Annotated in this window: 15 protein-coding genes; 8 read left to right on the plus strand and 7 right to left on the minus strand. The window is 47.6% G+C overall.

Annotated elements, in window-relative coordinates:
* Window positions 1-23 precede the first annotated feature (23 nt).
* On the minus strand, window positions 24-4457 hold the full coding sequence (locus tag GUC22_RS09055; protein WP_050887871.1) for a sacsin N-terminal ATP-binding-like domain-containing protein: 4434 nt from the start codon (window positions 4455-4457) through the stop codon (window positions 24-26).
* Between the two features lie 665 nt (window positions 4458-5122).
* On the opposite strand from GUC22_RS09055, the gene GUC22_RS09060 reads away from it, so the two are divergent.
* The 6 genes from GUC22_RS09060 to GUC22_RS09085 all read left to right on the plus strand — a co-directional run bounded on the left by GUC22_RS09060 (window position 5123) and on the right by GUC22_RS09085 (window position 12248).
* The gene (locus GUC22_RS09060) at window positions 5123-6748 is read left to right on the plus strand and encodes a dsDNA nuclease domain-containing protein (RefSeq protein ID WP_227673671.1); all 1626 of its coding nucleotides are present in this window, start codon (window positions 5123-5125) and stop codon (window positions 6746-6748) included.
* Window positions 6749-6854: 106 nt separating this feature from the next.
* Window positions 6855-8996 carry a DEAD/DEAH box helicase gene (locus GUC22_RS09065; protein ID WP_160183492.1) on the plus strand — a complete coding sequence of 714 codons (2142 nt, stop codon included), beginning with the start codon at window positions 6855-6857 and terminating at the stop codon, window positions 8994-8996.
* Between the two features lie 285 nt (window positions 8997-9281).
* Window positions 9282-10226 (plus strand): ArdC family protein, encoded by a 945-nt coding sequence (locus GUC22_RS09070; protein WP_032754888.1) that lies wholly within the window; start codon window positions 9282-9284, stop codon window positions 10224-10226.
* A gap of 389 nt (window positions 10227-10615) precedes the next feature.
* Entirely contained in the window at window positions 10616-11308 is a 693-nt protein-coding gene (locus GUC22_RS09075) for an HNH endonuclease signature motif containing protein (protein WP_032754885.1), read from the plus strand.
* Window positions 11305-11949: a hypothetical protein gene (locus GUC22_RS27400; protein WP_032754882.1), complete on the plus strand. Its 645-nt coding sequence runs from the start codon at window positions 11305-11307 to the stop codon at window positions 11947-11949. Before GUC22_RS09075 ends, GUC22_RS27400 begins: the two co-directional genes overlap by 4 nt.
* Window positions 11913-12248 carry a hypothetical protein gene (locus GUC22_RS09085; RefSeq protein WP_224375514.1) on the plus strand — a complete coding sequence of 112 codons (336 nt, stop codon included), beginning with the start codon at window positions 11913-11915 and terminating at the stop codon, window positions 12246-12248. Before GUC22_RS27400 ends, GUC22_RS09085 begins: the two co-directional genes overlap by 37 nt.
* 86 nt (window positions 12249-12334) lie before the next feature.
* Here the strand turns inward: GUC22_RS09085 and GUC22_RS09090 are convergent, their stop codons facing one another.
* Both GUC22_RS09090 and GUC22_RS09095 read right to left on the minus strand, forming a co-directional pair.
* Window positions 12335-12937 (minus strand): site-specific integrase, encoded by a 603-nt coding sequence (locus GUC22_RS09090; protein WP_032754877.1) that lies wholly within the window; start codon window positions 12935-12937, stop codon window positions 12335-12337.
* Between the two features lie 104 nt (window positions 12938-13041).
* Window positions 13042-13836: an AraC family transcriptional regulator gene (locus GUC22_RS09095; RefSeq protein WP_012540031.1), complete on the minus strand. Its 795-nt coding sequence runs from the start codon at window positions 13834-13836 to the stop codon at window positions 13042-13044.
* Between the two features lie 87 nt (window positions 13837-13923).
* Here GUC22_RS09095 and GUC22_RS09100 point away from each other — a divergent pair, with 87 nt between their 5' ends.
* Window positions 13924-15114, plus strand: a complete 1191-nt coding sequence (locus GUC22_RS09100; RefSeq protein WP_004136868.1) for a CynX/NimT family MFS transporter — start codon at window positions 13924-13926, stop codon at window positions 15112-15114.
* Between the two features lie 171 nt (window positions 15115-15285).
* Here GUC22_RS09100 and GUC22_RS09105 read toward each other — a convergent pair whose 3' ends face one another.
* Window positions 15286-15573 (minus strand): hypothetical protein, encoded by a 288-nt coding sequence (locus tag GUC22_RS09105; protein WP_323071165.1) that lies wholly within the window; start codon window positions 15571-15573, stop codon window positions 15286-15288.
* Between the two features lie 20 nt (window positions 15574-15593).
* Here GUC22_RS09105 and GUC22_RS09110 point away from each other — a divergent pair, with 20 nt between their 5' ends.
* Window positions 15594-15830, plus strand: coding sequence for a winged helix-turn-helix transcriptional regulator (locus tag GUC22_RS09110; protein WP_072123626.1), 237 nt, complete (start codon window positions 15594-15596; stop codon window positions 15828-15830).
* Between the two features lie 192 nt (window positions 15831-16022).
* Here GUC22_RS09110 and GUC22_RS09115 read toward each other — a convergent pair whose 3' ends face one another.
* The 3 genes from GUC22_RS09115 to GUC22_RS09125 form a co-directional block, all read right to left on the minus strand.
* Window positions 16023-16595 (minus strand): flavin reductase family protein, encoded by a 573-nt coding sequence (locus GUC22_RS09115; RefSeq protein ID WP_004136862.1) that lies wholly within the window; start codon window positions 16593-16595, stop codon window positions 16023-16025.
* 92 nt (window positions 16596-16687) lie between these two features.
* Complete coding sequence (locus tag GUC22_RS09120; protein ID WP_032754872.1) at window positions 16688-17203, minus strand: NAD(P)H-dependent oxidoreductase; 516 nt, start codon at window positions 17201-17203, stop codon at window positions 16688-16690.
* A gap of 16 nt (window positions 17204-17219) precedes the next feature.
* Window positions 17220-18185 carry an aldo/keto reductase gene (locus GUC22_RS09125; protein ID WP_032754870.1) on the minus strand — a complete coding sequence of 322 codons (966 nt, stop codon included), beginning with the start codon at window positions 18183-18185 and terminating at the stop codon, window positions 17220-17222.
* Window positions 18186-18243 lie beyond the last annotated feature (58 nt).

Consider the following 18243-nt stretch of genomic DNA (forward strand, 5'->3'; position numbering starts at 1 on the left):
TGTGGTGAATCGCCAAGGATTATCTATTCATCATTACTGCTCTCAAACTCAATAACAACGGAGGGGGCATCAAGTAACCCACCTAATCTGACCCCATTAGTAGGGATTACGTTGGCACAATTAACAGGATCAATTATGAGCCTGATTTCATCCGACTGACCTGTTTCAAGTCCTGACACAAGAGCCAGAATAAAGTTGCTTCCACGTTCCTTAGCGCGTAAGTACTCATTGTTAGACATCTCTATCTGGTTCTGGGGACCACGGCCAGTGGCTTTCATTTCGATAAACTGTTTCCAGTCAATAACGGCATCGGCACCCACACCATGATTGCGTCTGAAATCAATAATCCTCTGATCGTCGGTTGTGTCCAGAGCTTGGGAAAGTAGCTCCCAAGCTCTCTGCTCAAGATCTGCGTTGGTATAGGCAACCGGTGCGGGAACTGATGAACTTGGACCTCGTTGGGGCACTGGCGGGGTATTTTTCAGTCCTCGGGATCCTCCACGGGTGGCTGTAGATTTTGAGGGTGCAGCCTTGGTCTGCAGCGAAGCTCCGACCATAGCACCTACCGATGGCTTCAGTGTTCTTGGCTTCGCTCCAACTGATCGGCTCTTCGGTGGAGTAACGTTAATTTTGTGTTTTACCGAACCGTTAATATTGGTGATTATATCTTCCATGGCTTCAGTACGAGCCTCGTCACTCGCAAGGCGGATTGCTTCTGCCGCTGAGTGACAGCTTTTTTGCCAAGCAAGAACCCATTCGCCATCAATTCGCCGACGTTCTTTTGCAGGAAACAGAGAAGCAATAAGCCATCCTCCAGAATCACGATTGCCGATTGCGTCATTATAAAAATGGAAGACTTCGGATTGGTTCAAACTCACGGCATTAAGAGCAACTTCAATAAATCCAGCAGGGAACTCTGAAGACAATGCACGCACTGTGATGGGGTGCTCGTAAATATAGAGCTGAGTATTCCTAAGAGTATCCCAGCTTATAACGAGTTTTTCACGTAATTCAGGGGTACTTCTGGCAAGCTCATTTGACAGGTGTTCAACAGCATGCCCAAAACGTAATCTTTCCTGGTCACCACGCTCTTTAGCGTAGGAATTATTACCGAGAATCTGAAGTTCAGGATTCAGTTCTTTTACTCTAAGTGCTTTAACCAGTCTAGGGAAATCCTGTATATCACAAGGCGGTATCCAGCAATGAAGGGTAGGAAGCCTCTTACTTAATTGCTGCCGAAGCTCTGGATTGTCCACGTAGTGAATTGGGCGTTGAGTTACCCAGCCAGTCGAGCAGAACAGTGGTAGTACCCGTAACTTATCTTTATGGTAGCGCTCTGCATGCTCCAGCAATTTCTCCATGTAACGATAAACATCCATAAGCTGAGATTCTATTCTTGAATCATACTGTTCACGAGTCAGTTCCCGACAGCATTGGATACAGTCATCAATGCCTGGTTCGGGGATATTCAGTGTACGCCAAAGGTTTTGGCAATTTGACGACGAGCCTCCAGGCACAAAAAGTCGCTGGCCATGGAAAATATCTAGCCCTCTAAGTAATTCGTTTGGTTTAGCCCATCCTTTTGAGGGCACATAAACGAGTCCTTTTCCCTCTAGAAAGCGACTCCTGAGCTCCTGGATAGTGAGTTCGCCCACTTTCGATGAAAAATATGACTCGGAAGAAGGACAGCGTTTTGCAATTGCACGGTAAATCGACTGTGTTTGAGTCTGATCTACCATTCTCGGGCTGTCACGTAAGGCCTTAAGTTGAGTTAGTAGGTCACTGATTCTGACATCAGTAATGATGCCTAATGCGGTTAAAAAATCGAGATCAATATCCTTGGCATTTACCCCGCAGATGAAGGTCTGGTAAAGCGTTTGAGTCTCTGGGGTCTTCAACACAGCAATATTAGAAAAAACAGTTTCTCCTTTACCGACCGCAACCCAATCGACACTTCTTAGTGTATTCAGCCACGCAGCTGTGACATTTCCCTTTTTATAAAAGTACTTAATCGCTTTGTGAAGGGAGGGGACCATTGAGACATGGGCATACAGGCGATGCCAGTTTTTGGAAAGGGTATGGACCAGCGCAGGACTTCGCTGTTTCGCGTGCTGCTTAGTGGCTTCCTTGATATTTTGAATGACATGCTCAAGATCTGGTGATTCATAGTCGTAATCAACCAGCTCAGCTCCATGTTCCCTGAGTTCTTTTTTACGGAGCTCTGTTCCCCAATAGAGGTTTTCATTCACTTTCTCTATACGAGGTGATGATTCAACCCCAAGCAGGAATAGAAACTTTCTGGCTCCCCGAGATTGTGTTCCATCCTCGCGTTTGCGTTTTGCTCCTTTGGTGATGTTAGTTTTCAAAATGGCTTCATATTTGGCTCCAACCCATTGAATACCATCTGTTTTCCCGGCGGCATCAGGCCACGTTGAGTTTTCACCATCTAGGGTTTTACACAGATAGCTTTCTGAGAGGCGCACTTTTTGTCGGAGCATCCGAACACCATCATAGACATATCCATCCAGTTTGAGAATAGTGCCAATTTTAGTCCCTATAACCTTTGCTTCGGTGTCCCGTAGATAATCAAATTTGTCCCGAAGTAAGCGGAGCTCATCTTCAGATATTTCAATGCTGCTTTTTTCGAATTTCTCTGCAAAGGCATTCAGTTCGATAGCTGTGTCGGTTTGGCTGACAAAAGCGGCGTGGTTATCCAGCCATGCAATGACTGGTTCGCCAGTACTCTTATCAGCATAATCTGAATGCAGTCGTTCCATCAGCCCCCAGTGTAAAGAAAAATCAGAAGGGCTGTTCAAAACCAGAGGGATTGAAGTTTGCGCTTTCGGTTTGCAGGAAACTGGTTCATTAAGATGAGAAAGCAGGAAGGGACGTTCAAATAATTCGGTATTTTCATGATTCTCAACAAGGCATGCCCCTGCATTGACCCACCATGCCGCAGGTTTAAAATTGAATATCCGGTTTTCCATGGCATCAAGTAATTCACCTGTATCGACAAGTCTTGACACATTGAGTTCATCCATAACACTACGCCAGCGATCCTGGCTATCCCGGGTACTTCTATGTAAAGCATGCAAACCTTTATGAATGAGTTCGACATCCTCTTCGGTCAGAAAACCAGTTAGTATGTCTTCTTCGTAACTGAGATCAGAAAAAGGATAATTACCTAAAGGTAGTTGTATCAGGGCATGCTGAGATAACCATGTTCTGGTTGTTTTTAGCGCGGCTAAAAAACGCTTGTTAAGAATTGAGCTACGGCCTGGATCTACGCCCTCAATAGAGAGTGGAATGAGATTCCATGCCGTTTTGGGGCTGGTAATTAGCATCCCAGCGGCTATATTTCCAACGACTTCTGCAGTTCGATCTATTAACCATCGATTCCAGTCATTTTCTATAATGGACTCACGTGACGTACTAGGATCGAATTGTGCATCTAATGAAAAAGGGAGCGTTGAGGGAATATCGGTACGAAAGCCAATGAAGATTCCTGAGTTAACCGGCTGTGACGAAATGGCGATTGAAATATCTGTTTCTTCACTACGTGTTTTATGAGCTGGGTGTAAATGTTCAGGAACGGCTACCGATGCTCGCCAGACAGTCCAGTCATCTTCTTTACTTTTAGCGTATCGATATTGCAGCTTTCTGATTCCCGGGTGTTGCAGCTCATAACCAGTATCCTTCCAGCTTGAAAAATCCAGCGAGCGTTCGCTTTTTATACTGCCATCCAGTTCACACCATTTTAATTGGCTTACCGAACTTAGAAACAGTAATCCTTCATGGCGCCATGAATCAAACCATTCAATGAGCTCAGCATCATCAAAGGCTGAATTAAGATCTGCGACAATCAGCGTATGGTGTCCCGGGTCATAAAAACCAGGAAGAGCTGGTTCAGGTGGCAAGCGGTTAAAATCTAGTTGATTACATGAAAAATGGTAAGGCGCAGAGTGTACGGAAATTGAGTCGGCAATGCGCAAAAGAGTTTTCATCCCGATCCCAAATCGGCCACGTTGGTCTATTCTATTGGTCTTGGAAGTTTGGTAAGGAAGAACCATCCCAAGAACGTTGAGGCAGGTTACTGGAGTGCCATTGTGGACAAGCAGTAGCTGTTTACCTGCTTCAGTTGATCTTAGTCCAAACCATACCTTAGTCGCCCTTACATCATCTGCGTTCTGAATAATTTCGATGATACCCTGGAAGGTTGCCACCGCTAGATCTTCTGCGCTTGCAGCCGCACCCTTAACCATTTTTTTGAGTATACCGGCGGCGTTTTTAAGTTCGCCTGCAGCAGTGTCGATCATGGCATCTGCAAACTCGATGGTTCTGGGATCATGGATATGAACTGCTGCGGGATCATTATCAATGATAAGCCGGGCGGCATTTTGACCTTTAAGAGTATCTGAAATGTCTGGTGTATTACTGGTGTCTTGCGGAAGGGACATATAGAAAAAGGCTCGCTGAAATTGAAAACAAAGGCGGTTATCCTGCTAGTAGGCTAACCGCCATACCTGTTTTGTTAAGATGATGGGGCAGTTGTTCACTATCACTTCGCTCTATCCACATTGTACAGCACTTTTTTTGAGCAAGGGGCTCACCATGCCCCAGTTACGTAACCACGGGTTACAACCACGGAGGTGAAGGCGTCAGGAAAGAAGACTGGACATGTCATTGGTCGTTCCTGTGTATTGAGCTCCATGGCAAGTACTAGCGTGCAGACCCGGATCTGGAAGGCGGTCGGTAGGCGTCGGGATACAGAAGTATGGCGATAGCCAATCCTATTATGGATGAGCAAACAGCGAACTTAGAGCTGCGCGATCTGCAAAGCTGAGACGCAATGATTTATTTCGTCTATTATCCATTTGTATAAATGACTGCATTCGGCAAAAAGCGGTTAACTTGTGTTCACGACTGCTGGGTGATTCAATCGAAATATTGCTTTTACCTGGACTATTGAGAGCAGCATAAAGTGACAATAAATATTGCAGATGACCTGCCAATGACTTCTATTAGGAATAGCGCTGTAGTATTAGCAGGTTTTGCATGTGTTGTCTTGATTGGCTGAGCTGATGTCCGATTTCTGCAAATCTTCTCGCAATGCAAGGATGTCATGATGAGTATTACTAGCCTATCTGATGCAGGTGGGCCTGCGGCAAGGCAAGGCTTCAAGTATCAGGATCGCGTAGCTGTTAGTTTCATCTTCAAGATGCTCCGAGACAGCAACTACTCTCAAGTGGAATGCGAGACAGCGGATGATATCGTGGCTGTATTCCAATGCGAGGGCCAGATTCTAAATGAATACATTCAGGTCAAAACAACCGAAAGTGATGGCAAATGGAACTTGAAAGAGATAACGGCGTTAGATGGCAGCAAGGCTAATTCTTCGCTTCTGCATAAATCGCTGAAATGCGATGTACGTCCAGGTATTGCCCGTTTCCGAATCGTGACCAAGCGCGACGTCGCAAAAATTCTTGAAGGATTCAAGAAAGAGATAGATAAGCGTGTTCTGCCTGACATAACCACGACCCGAGGTATGGCACTGTGCAAGACGTTTAAAACTTTTGTCTCACCTCAAAAAAGGAACTTTTTGTACTGGGCGGAAAACTTTGTCTGGCAGGTGTACGGTGATGTTGAGGCGTTGGAGGCCGTCAATATAAAGGCTTTGTCCCAGCTTGCGGAGGTGCTTGGAAATCGTCCCAACTTCACGCAACTAAAGGCAATTTACGAAGAATTTTTAGAGATTGCTGACAAAGCGGCCACGGCTAGCGTGAAGACAGCTGCAGCATCTAAGATCATCCTTCGAGATCCGACGCTGGCTTACCTCAGAAAATTATTAGACGAGGCTGATGACAAGTCAACAGCCACATCCAAACCATATAAAAAGCGTCCGGATCCGTTCTTGGTCGAGTTTCACGCCAACACTAAAGAGGGCTTATTGCACTCATTTTCTGGTTTTGACGTGCGCTATGCACTTAAGAAATGGCGGCACGAAAATTACGCAAAGCATCTCATCGAATGGCTACCTGAGTTTTCCCTAAAGGCCAGTGAAATCGTAAACATCCTCGCGCATAACGCCAAAGCGATCCTGGCTAGGTCAATCAGTACCTTCAGCGACAGTGAGCTTCCGCGCGATAGGCTCATTGCAGAACTAATTCTGCACTCCATCCTGCGCAGTCGCCAAGACAGCGAGCCCGTTGCGTGCAAAGTATTCTACAAATCTGCTGACAAGCTTTCAGAATTTGGCAATGCTCACATCGTTCAGATGCCTGATCAGGATGATCAGTTGTGGCTAGGTCTTGCCCGCTTGATCAAAGCAAATGATATGGATACAACCCTAGAGCAAATTCGCGAAATTCTTGACGAAACGATCTCAGAAACCGTGCTGTCGGCAGAGCGAGAAATCATTATTTCTTTACGCGAACCTTTACATCACCAGCCAAAAGCAGATTCCTTCAACCAAGCTCTGCATCGAAATTCTCCTGTCGATGACATGCTGAATATTCTCTGCTTCCCTATCTTGTTGACCTACGATAGTGCAGCGCTTTCGTCAGGCTGGCTCACTGATTACGTAGACAACCTCAAGATAGAGATCGAAACCCACTTCAGAACGTTCACCTCGGAACTGCCGGAGAACATCAAACAAGTGAAGGTGCACATCTTTTTGGTGCCTATGGAAAGCATTGAACATCTGACCAAGGCTTTCAACTCTTACTGCGAAAAGCTGGAAGAATTATAGGCATAACTGATACATGCTCTCCGGATTACGGAGCAGAAGGTATACGAGGATGAAGATATCCCGGGCAGGTCACTCTGCCGCAGATGTCTCAAGGAACAAAGCGGCTATGAATTACGAAAAAATCAAGAACATCCTGGCGAAACTGGGTGAAGAAAGCGCATCGACGGTCGATGTGCTTCTCGCCATCAACACCATTGTCAACAGAAGCAATTCAGAGTGGGAGGGCCGCGATTTGGTGATCCGAGCACTCGACAAATTTAAGCTTTTTGACTCTGTCGAACAGTCGCTCCTGCTAAACATGGTACGAGCTGTCGGACTATTCCCCTATATCACTCCTCACCTCAGCAGCATGGCGATTTCTGATCGCTTGGCTTATGAAGCTCACAGGGTCGAGGGAGTAGAACAGGGCATGGTGTTTCATCACCTGCAGGCTCATGTTTTCAGCTTGATCATGCAAGGCCGAAACGTTGTACTCAGTGCTTCTACAAGCGTCGGAAAAAGTCTAGTAATTGACGCTGTGCTGGCACAGAGACGATTCAAAAAGGTGGTGGTGATCGTTCCGACCATTGCGCTGATCGACGAAACCCGCCGTCGTCTGGTCAAACGCTTTAAGGACTTCAACCTGATTACGCATCCGAGCCAGGAATCTGTGAGCGAGACAACCAATGTCTACTTGCTCACCCAAGAGCGTGTCATCCAGCGTCCTGATCTTGCTGATGTGGAGTTCTTCGTCTTGGACGAGTTCTACAAAATCGATCTGGGGAATGCCACAGACGAAAGCACGCGCGCTGTTGACCTGAGCTTGGCCTTTCACAAGCTCGCAAAGACTGGTGCTCAGTTCTACATGCTCGGGCCTCACATTCAGAAGATCTCTGGTTTGGATGACTATGAGTACCACTTCATCCCATCCGACTACAGCACTGTCGCGGTCGACATCCAGAATTTCAATCTGGAGATGCGATCCGAAGAGCGAAAGGAAAAATTGCTCGAGTTGGTCACAACCCTAGACTCGCCTACCTTAATATACTGTCAGGCACCACCTAGTGCGAAAAGGGTCGCAGAGTATTTGATTCAGGAAGCTGGGCTGACACCAGTACCAGAGACGCAGGAAATAGCAGCATGGATCTCTAAACACTACCACCCTGAATGGAACGTTGCTAAGGCAATATCTCTGGGTATCGGGATTCACCATGGCGGAGTGCCACGTGCATTGCAGCAGTACATCGTCAAGTTGTTCAACGAGGGCATCATCAAGCGAATCATCTGTACATCTACGATGATTGAAGGTGTCAACACATCGGCAGAGAACGTGATCATTTACGACCGCCGCCTGAAGAATTCAACGTTCGATTACTTCACCTACAAGAATATTTCCGGTCGCGCAGGCCGCATGAATAAGTACTTCATTGGAAAAGTCTTCATGCTCGAAGCGCCTCCCCTTGAGCAGGGCCTCACAGTCGAATACCCCATCGGCCATCAGGATGAAAACTCCCCAATGGGACTCCTCATGCAACTGGAGAACGAATACCTTACCGATATTTCACGTGGCCGGCTGCAAGATGCATACGCCAACCCGGTATTGTCGCCGACAACCCTGATAGAGAATCGGCACGTTCCGATTGAGCGGCAAATCGAGGTAGCAGAAGCGATCATTCGTGACTTACTGCTCAGCAGCAAGCTTCTGGACTGGAAAGGCATTCCTGAGCCGAACCAACTAAATTACTTATGTGAGCTGGTTTACATTCTGGAGGGCGGTAACCTTATGGATTATGGTATCTCGTCCAGCTCGCAATTGGTGTGGCACATCAATGAGCTCCGAACTCAGAAAAACCTGCCTGCTTACCTAAGAGACGCGGTGGAGAATCGACGACCGGAACACACATCCAGCGAAGCGATCAATCTGCGCCTGAAATTCATTAGAAACATGGTGTGTTTCCGATTGCCTCGGGACATCATGGCCGTAAATAAAATTCAGGCCGATGTGCTGGCGAAAGAAGGGAGCGAGCCGGGAGATTTCAGCTTCTTTGCTGAGCCGCTTGAAAATATGTTCCTCGACCCGCTACTTACTGCGTTGGACGAATACGGAATTCCCACTCAGATCTCGACTCAGATCAAGAACCTCATCTTGCCATCGGAACATCTGAACGATCTGCTGGCGAAACTTCGGACCCTAGCACCCAGAGTAGAGCACCTTCAACTGACTGGCTTTGAGAAAAGCTTAATGCGTTGGGCTGTGTCCGAAATGTAGCGAGTTTGGCTGTGTGCAGCACCTTAAATAGCTATATGAACGTACTTCCCAACCCCCTTTCACTGCTGCGGTCTAAGGGGCGCTACGCCCGCCTATGCTGTGTCAGTTTTTTCTCCGTGTGACTTCCGTTCTCGTATCAGCTTCCGGTTAATCGTTTCCCAACACAACCCATCCCGCAAGGGTAAATGGCACGCATTCTGCGCCCTTGCTGGCCGGAATGATGTCGGGAAAGCGAACCGTCAGGCGATACGAAGACGAAAATCACACCACTGACGGAGAAAAAACATGACCATTTCCCTGCATACCCAGACTAGCGCCCCTAACACCGCAGCGGCGACCAGCGTATCCCCGCTGGAGCAGTCAGGCTCCTCAAAAACGAAATTTTCTAAAGCCAAAACCGATATTTATCAGACTGTCACCAACAACATCATTGCAACGCTTGAAGCCGGTGTAAAACCGTGGTCTTGCCCGTGGAAACGAGTGCCGGGCATGTCTGGGTTGCCTTCCAACTTCGCAACCGGTATCGCGTATAGCGGAATGAATATCATGCTGTTGTGGTGCAGCGCGTCAAAACAGGGCTTTGGTGATTCACGCTGGATGACCTACAAACAGGCGCAGGCAATAGGCGGGCAGGTTCGAAAAGGTGAACACGGTACGGCAGCCATTTTCTATAAAACCTTAGAGAAAGAAAACGAAGACGGTGACATCGACCAGATCCCAATGCTGAAAACCTTCAATGTGTTCAACGTTGAACAAATTGATGGCCTTCCTCTGACAACTGAAATAGTCAGCCCAGAAGCAATCTTTGACCCGTTGCCGGAGGCTGAAAATCTGTTCCAAAAGAGTGGCGCAAACATCATTGAGAAAGGACAAAATGCCTTTTTCCAACCCTCAACTGATGAGGTCTGGCTACCAGAGCGTCACCTTTTTTCCGCTGCTGCTAATTTCTACGCTACTGGCCTGCATGAGCTGGTTCACTGGAGCGGTGGTAAAAAAAGGCTTAACCGTGAAATGAAAGGGAAATTTGGCAGCGCAGATTATGCGGAGGAGGAATTAGTGGCTGAGCTGGGAAGTGCTTTTCTGATGGCGGATTTGGGTATTGTTGGAGAGGTGCAGCACGAAAGCTATATTGCTTCTTGGCTGAAAGCACTGAAAAACGATAAGCGCTATGTTTTCAAAGCTGCTAGTGAGGCATCAAAAGCGCATCGTTATTTAATGGATAAAGCCTGAGGGCAGGGGCAAGAAGTCGCAAAGGAATGTGGCTTTGACAATATATTCTTGTGGGCAGAGTCGTGGTGGTGTTAAAGGTATAACCTCCCTACGAATTTTTCGTGGCACAGTGTGTCAGGAAAAATTCGCAGGCTGCGGGGGCGGGCGGCAAAGAGCCCGCTCATAACTTTAGGTGTATTGGCTCAGACTTGATCTGGCCGTGTTCTTTATTAGAACACGATTCAGCGTGACAGTCGGCAACGAGCGAGGAGCGGAAGTTCGATATTGTTATCAAAATGGAATAACGCATGATGAAAAACTCAGTGCAATATAAGGCTGGTCAGCTGTATACTATTTCAACTGTAGTGCGGTAGATTTTTACTCGTACAATCAAGTGCTTGGAATCTAATATGGCTATTCGGAAAAGTATCCCAAACGAAACCAAATTGCGGCTGTTTTCGGCGTCCGCAGGTCATTGTCAGAAACCAGACTGCCTTAAGCCGCTTTTCCCAGCAGAGATAGGCGGTGATAAGCATATTGCTGAAATGGCACATGTCATTCCTCATGGTGATACTGGGCCCCGCCACGAAGAGAGACCTGCTGAGGAGTTTGAAGCAGACTCATTTGAAAACCTCATACTGCTATGTCCAACTTGCCACACCATTATCGATAAAGCGCCTGAGTCCTTTTCAAGAAGCATGATTTTAGAGTGGAAGAGCAACCATCTTGCAGCCTTAGCGCACAAGCAAGGTAATATTCGTTATGAAGATAGAAGACAAGCGAGAGAGGCTGTCGTAGCAGCTATGGATGAAAATAAGGCTATATGGAAAGAGTTCGCTCCTGTTGAAGGGGCAAGGTCTGACTTCAATCCTGAGTCTGAAACGGCCCAAATATGGTCGCAAAGGATGAAAAGTGTCATTTTACCTAATCACTTCCGCATTCAGGCGATCATAAGCATGAATTTATGCCATCTGACAGCCGAAGAGCGGGAAACCTTTGCACAATACAAAGAACATGTTCGCGGGCTTTCTGAGCGACATGTTTGTGGTGTTTCTGGAAGGGCCATTCGTTACCCTCAAGATATGGATGGGATATTTGCATGAACTGGCAAGTTAAATATGCACTTGAAAATATAAATAACCACTTTAAAAGAACAGGTTCTGCAGAACACGTTGCTGACGATGCTATCAGAATTTCTATCCACGACAGACCTGACACATTAGTTATTATTTCCGCATCATATGAGATCACTCTTGAGATAGCTAAGCAGTATCATGAAAAATTCCCTGATTTGGATTTTCTATGTGGTTACAGGAAAGAGTGTGTGTGGACAGGTGAGGCTATCAACTACTTAAGTAACGCAAAAGTAGGATGGGGTAATGCAGGTACCTTATATTCTGCCCTTTCAGACAATAATGTTAATATTGCTTCTCACAAAGATTATTTTTTCTCATATCGGCTTATAACTCAAATGGGAGTTGTAAAAAGTATAGAGAGGGAATTTGATCGCGTATTCAATATTCATTTAGCCAATGGTCGCAAGCTGAGGGTGGGAATGCTACTTGAATACGAGCCTACAGCTGATGCCGTGCGATCATTTTGGGAAAAGTTTGGTCCGGTTGATGTCATGTGGAACATTAATCCTAACGGAGATCCTACTAATAATGCCGTTGTAGCAGGGCGTGAACTTGGTTGCGGAATCATGAAATGGTCAGAATTCAAGGAATTAATTCTTCGTCGTTGATGTCGGTAAACGATGTGGCACGCCACCTTTTAAAAACGTGCAATTCATTGAAGTTTTTTGAATGTTTTATGTTTGGTTCGTCGCTTTTGGGGGTTGGCACTGATTACGATATTTTGGTTATAGGCCCTGCAGGAGAAGCATTAATCCAGCTCAAAGCAGAGCTGAAGATTGCAGGGGCTGAATTGCCGTTGGATATTTTATACATGCTTCCAAAAGAGGCGGAAGAAACCGATTTTATTGTAAAGCAAAAATGTGTATCCCTTAGCCATTTAGTGACACTGGATTCACTGGTTGTGTAACTTTAAGAATCCCCGTTTTGTTTGCAGAATTTTGAAATACAAACTTCCACTTTTGGCACAGGGCTGCTGTTGCAGCCCTGACAACCTTAGACTTCAATCGATTCAGAGATCTCTAACGCATCATCGACTTCAATGCCCAGATAACGGACTGTGCTTTCCAGTTTCTTATGACCCAACAGAAGTTGGATCACCCGGAGATTCTTGGTTTTCTTGTAGATCAGGTAAGGTTTTGTTCTTCTCATGGAATGTGTGCTGTAAAGCGAATCTTCGAGACCAAGCTTTTCTACCCACCCATGAAAGATTCGGTTGTATTGCCGGGTTGAAATGTGCTGGTTAGTTCCGACCCTAGACCGAAACAAGCAGTCTTTACTGTGCAAATTGCTAAGCTGTATCAATGCAGCAACAGCTTCTCTTGTCCCTTTGGTTATCTCAAATTGCACAGGGCTACCGGTTTTCTGTTGCAACACCGTTGCTCTGCTTGAAACAGAGCTACCATATGCAACATCAGATACTTTGAGTTTGACCAGATCACAGCCTCGAAGCTTACTGTCCAGGGCCATGTTGAACAGAGCTAAATCGCGCGTTTTACCTTCCAGTTCAAGTCGGATTCGGATACCCCAGATATGAGATATCTGAAGTGGTCTTTTTTGGCCGATGATACGGTCTTTGTTCCACGGTGACGTGTTCATACTCAAATCTCCTGCAATGTGGGAGATTTGAGTATGGTTGTCCCTTATGAGCGAAAAGCGGACGCTGGTGTTATTTAGATAAATTCGACTTCTGTGCTTGTGCACTAATCCAGGGAAGAGAAATATTGCGTCGGTGATTTACCCAGCGCTTTTCTGAACATCGTAATAAACGCACTTACCGAATCATACCCTAGAGTTCCGGCTACGCGCTGCACGGGCTGACCTTCAGACAGATGGCTTAGTGCAATCATCAAATGCAGCTGCTGACGCCAGCGGCCAAAGCTCATTCCTGTCGCCTCTTTTATCAGCCTAGCCAGAGATCGCTCGCTGATGGCCAGATGAGCAGCCCATTGCTTTAACGTTCGCCGGTCATCTGGCTCATTAAAGAGTGCCTCAGCCATAATCCGGATTTTAGGATGATCTGATACAGGAAGATGGAGTGCTTCGACCGGCACATCCGGAATATGCTCCAGCAGCACCGCTGCAAGCCTGGCGGTTTTACTGTCAGGAGAATAAGTATGTTCCTGCTCTGCAAGATACAGAACAAGCTCGCGGACCAGAGGTGTAACCGCTATGGTACAGCAAATTTCCGGCATCGCTGCTGCGCCGGGCTCGATGAATAAAAAGCACGTATCTGCATTCTTCGTGATCCGGCAACGGTGCGGGATCTCTCCCGGAACCCAGACGGCATGCCCCGGTGGAACAAGCCACAGCGCATCGTCAACCTCACAGCGCACTGCACCGCGCATAGAGAGAATAAGTTGCCCCTTGCGATGAGCGTGCGGACGCTGCCCGGCATACTCGCCTGACGATGATACATGCAGGGCGATAGCGGCCTGACTGAAATCATCGGCATTAAACTCTTCCGGTGAGGTCACCGGTTTTTTATTAACTGGCATGATTTAGCTATATGTTGTCAGATTATCTATATTCTGTAACTCATGCGTCCTTTAAAGTCTTTCTTTTTTTCAGAGAAAGCAAAACTTATGTCCCACACGACGAACAAGTGGTCTTCAATCATACTTGTGATCGGCATTCTTTTTATTGCCATTAACCTGCGTGTTCCTTTTACCGCTATCGCACCCGTTTTAGAGTCCATTCGCCATGATTTTGGGCTGAGTATCACAGCCGTTGGGTTGCTTAACTCGCTGCCTTTACTGGCCTTTGCCGCCTTTTCTCCACTGAGCGCATCGATTTCCCGCAAGTATGGCCTGGAACGCACCCTTTTTGGTGCCCTGGTCGTGATTTCAGCGGGGATTGTGCTTCGCTCAACAGACAGCGTCTGGGCGCTTTATGGCGGAACAGTATTAATTGGTATCGGGATTGCCCTGGGCAATGTCCTGCTGCCTGGCCTGATTAAACGTGACTTTTCCGGAAACGTGGCTTCCGTGACGGGAGCATATTCCATCACCATGGGCACCGCTGGCGCCATCGGCTCTACCATTGTCATTCCTCTGACGCAGAGCTGGGGCTGGAACATCGCGTTAGCCATGTTGGTTATTGCACCGCTCCTTGCGATGCTTTTATGGTTGCCGCAGTTGAAGAAAAAGCATCAATTGCCAGTAGCAGGTGAGAAAAAAGCAGCGACCGTTGCGGTCTGGCGCTCGTCTCTGGCGTGGCAGGTCACCATGTTTATGGGCTTGAATGCGATGCCCTTTTATGTTGCGGTCGGCTGGCTGCCAGTCATTCTGACAGGCAGTGGGCTATCCTCAGCTCAGGCTGGTGAGGTACATGGCATCCTTCAGCTCACCACCGCTATTCCCGGCTTAATTCTGGCAGCCACGCTGCGTCGTCTTAACGATCAGAAATTAGCCGCTGCTGGTGTCAGCCTTTTAACCGCAGTATCCTTTATTGGCATCCTTTATTTGCCAAATCTGGCGATGCTGTGGGCTGCACTCCTCGGCTTCGGCTCGGGTGCCAGCATGATGCTGGGTCTGACCTTCATCGGGTTGCGCACTACAAACGCTGGTGATGCTGCCGCGCTGTCAGGCATGGCGCAGAGTATCGGTTATCTGATGGCGGCGATGGGACCGCTATTGCTGGGAAAAGTACAGGAGTTGTCCGGAGGCTGGACCGTACCATTACTGATGACCACAGCAATCTCAGTTGCAGGAGCCTGCACCGGAATGGCTGCCGGACGAGATGTACACCTGGAACCTTTACAGCAGCCGGGCTGAATGGGCTTACACAGGAGGGTACCAGCTGAACTTCTAAAGCGGATGCTTTCCATTGAGGTTCTGAAGCGTCTTAATAGTACCGGAGCCATCTGTACTATCCCGATGAGCGGATTTTTCGGTGAAAAGGCCGTTCAGGGCGAGCGCTGTCAGTAATAATATAATAAGCAAGCCTCAGGACTGTTTGGCAACGATGAATCGCTTTTCATCACCCATAAAGGCTTTTTCACTGGCGGGTGAAAGGATAGCACCGAAATTCATGTGCGCGCGGAGTTTCAATGATGGAGGAACATTCCACTCAGTGCGAATATCTTCATCGATCAGAGGATTATAATGCTGCAGATTGGCACCAATTCCTTTTTCAGCCAGCGCCAGCCAGACCGCATACTGAGCGATAGCTGTGCTGTGCCGGGAAAATGTCCGCATAGGCCGCAAACTGCTCCTGTAGTGACTTGACAACATACTGATCCTCGAAAAAAGTATTGAGCCGGCAGCCGCTGCAAACCCGTCTATTTTATCTGAGGTGCCGGAGAAACGTTCTAAAGGAACTTGAAAGCAGGCATCTTGTTACGCGCACTGTCTTTCGTGAAGTACCGCCCAAAGTCGAATATGCACTCACGGAGCTGGGAACGTCCCTCTGGCAGGCAGCAAATGAACTCAACCGGTGGGTAGAACAAAACTGTCACTTTCTGGTTAAAGACACAGATCCTTCTCTTTGATATGCCATTGTTCATTGATGAGTGCTGCGGGCTGACAGGAGCATATAGGAAGGCAGGCTGCAGGCGTCGAAAAGCGGCTTCCCCTTCTGGCTCAGAGGCAACATCGCCTGCTGCTGGTCATGAGAGAAAAGAAAAGCATTTTAACAACCAGCCCCTGCAGTTTGTTGTACCAGTACAAAAAGCACTCGTGTATCAGTCTTTGCCCGGACCATGGTCAAAGCGGGTTCCTTTGCCGATGGCATAAAACTGCCCCCCGGCGACATAGTGTATGGTTCGTAATTCGTCTGGTGCTTCATCAAATATCCAGTGCCCATTGCGAAAAACCCGATCGTCACTCCACGCCCCGGCAATTTCTCCCATGAACAGATTATGTTCCAGCTCGTATTCCGCATTTGGCATTACCTTACATACAAGCCAGCCAGCACAGCCCTCTACCAGCGGAATATCGAACTCTTTCATGTAGAACATCGGTATTTTATGATTCTTTTCAGGCCTGTCACGGTAGCTGTGCTCACCTGCGTACAAAACGGTTTCCATCTGGCTGACTACGGGTATCTGTACGGCAAACAGACCACTTTCTTCCACCAATCCACGGGTGTAAGCCTGCGGACTGATATACGCCATGACTTTATTGATCCCCACCAGACTCACCCATGCGGCGGCCATTACATTGGCATTACCATTATGTTTAGCGGAAATCATTGTAGTTGGGCCGACTTGCAATAATCGGTATGCTTTATTCAGTTCAACTGGCTGTAAAGACACAGGATTTCTCCTTCCCATAGATAAAAATGTGCCGTTAACGGCAACGGCACATTTGAGGGCGTTTTAAAACACTGATGGTCGCCCGAAAGTAATCAGGCTAATACCGTTTTATATTGTTCGACCTGAGCTGCGATTTCTTCGTCAGTTATCGTCGCGCTTCCGCCTGTAATAAACGGCTTGATGTAGTTCATACCCAGATACCCGGAGATGGTTTCAAAAGACAGCAGGTACTCGCCTACCGTATGTCCGGCAGCGCCATCAGGCTGATAGGCAGACTCTGCACCACCCAGCGAAACGGCCAGCATGAGTTGCTTACCGCGCAGCGCCTGTGTTTCTCCACCATGTGACCAGCCGTACGTCAGTACATCGTCAAGCCACTGTTTAAGAAGTGGCGGCGTGCTGTACCACTGCATAGGAAATTGCAGCACGATACGATCCGTCTTTTCCAGTGCAGCCTGTTCAGCGGCCACGTCGATTTTGCCATCCGGATACAGGTCATACAGATAACGCACTTCAACGTCGGTCAGTGATGCTGCACCTTTTGCCAGGGCTGAGTTTACCCGTGACTGATTAATGTTGGGGTGGGTAACAAATACAGTTGTTTTCATGTCGATCTCTTATTCTTCAGAAGAATGTTTCGTCAATTTCAAGCCGGGATAAAGCTTCATTGATATCATTTAATTCAGCGTCACTGAGCTGAATATTTGCGGCGTGAAAATTCTCTTCGAGCCGGTGTAATTTCGTTGTTCCCGGGATCGGTACGATGTAAGGCTTCTGAGCCAGCTCCCAGGCAAGAACAATCTGTGCTGAAGTTGCGTTGTTTCTTTCCGCGATTTGAGCAATCAAATCCAGTAGCGCCTGGTTATTTTCCATTACTTCAGGTTTGAAGCGCCCCATCATGCCCCGGTAATCGCCTTCCCCGTAAGTTGTATCAGCGGTAACCTGACCACTCAGGAATCCATTACCCAGCGGGCTGTAGGCCATAAAGCCAATATCAAGTTCATCGCAGACTTTGAACAAATCCTGCTCAGGTTTACGCCACATCATTGAATACTGGTCTTCGACCGCGGTGACCGGGCAGATCGCATGAGCCCGGCGTATGTAAGATACGGGCGCATTGGATAAGCCCCAGTACTTAATTTTCCCCTCCGCGATTAGCTCTTTCATTAATCCCGCCACCACTTCCGGCTCAACTTTTGGATCGACACGATGCTGATAAAACAGGTCGATATGGTCGGTTTGCAGACGACTGAGTGAACCTTCCAGTTGCTCTCTGACAGACGCCGGACGGCTGTCTAATACCGGCACCAGCTGTCCATCAATGTTTTCCATTCCGGTCACGCCGAATTTGGTCGCGATGATAACGTTGTCCCTGTGTTTGCTGAGCGCAACACCCAGCAGTTCTTCGTTTTCAAATCCGTAAATGGGGGCAGTGTCGAAAAGGTTGCAGCCCAGTTCTACAGCCTTGTCTATCAGCTTTGTTCGCTCACGGATTTCAACTGAATAGCCGTAGCCATGGTCCATGCCCATACACCCCAGCCCCATTTCCGAGACATGAAGTCCCTGGCTACCTAACCTTCTCATTTTCATGATTATCTAACCCTTTTTTAAAGCATTTCTGATTCTGAGACGTTAAGTATACGGCTGG

Origin of the sequence: Klebsiella sp. MPUS7, from assembly GCF_009905335.1 — a bacterium.
In the GTDB taxonomy this organism is placed as follows: Bacteria; Pseudomonadota; Gammaproteobacteria; order Enterobacterales; family Enterobacteriaceae; genus Klebsiella; species Klebsiella grimontii.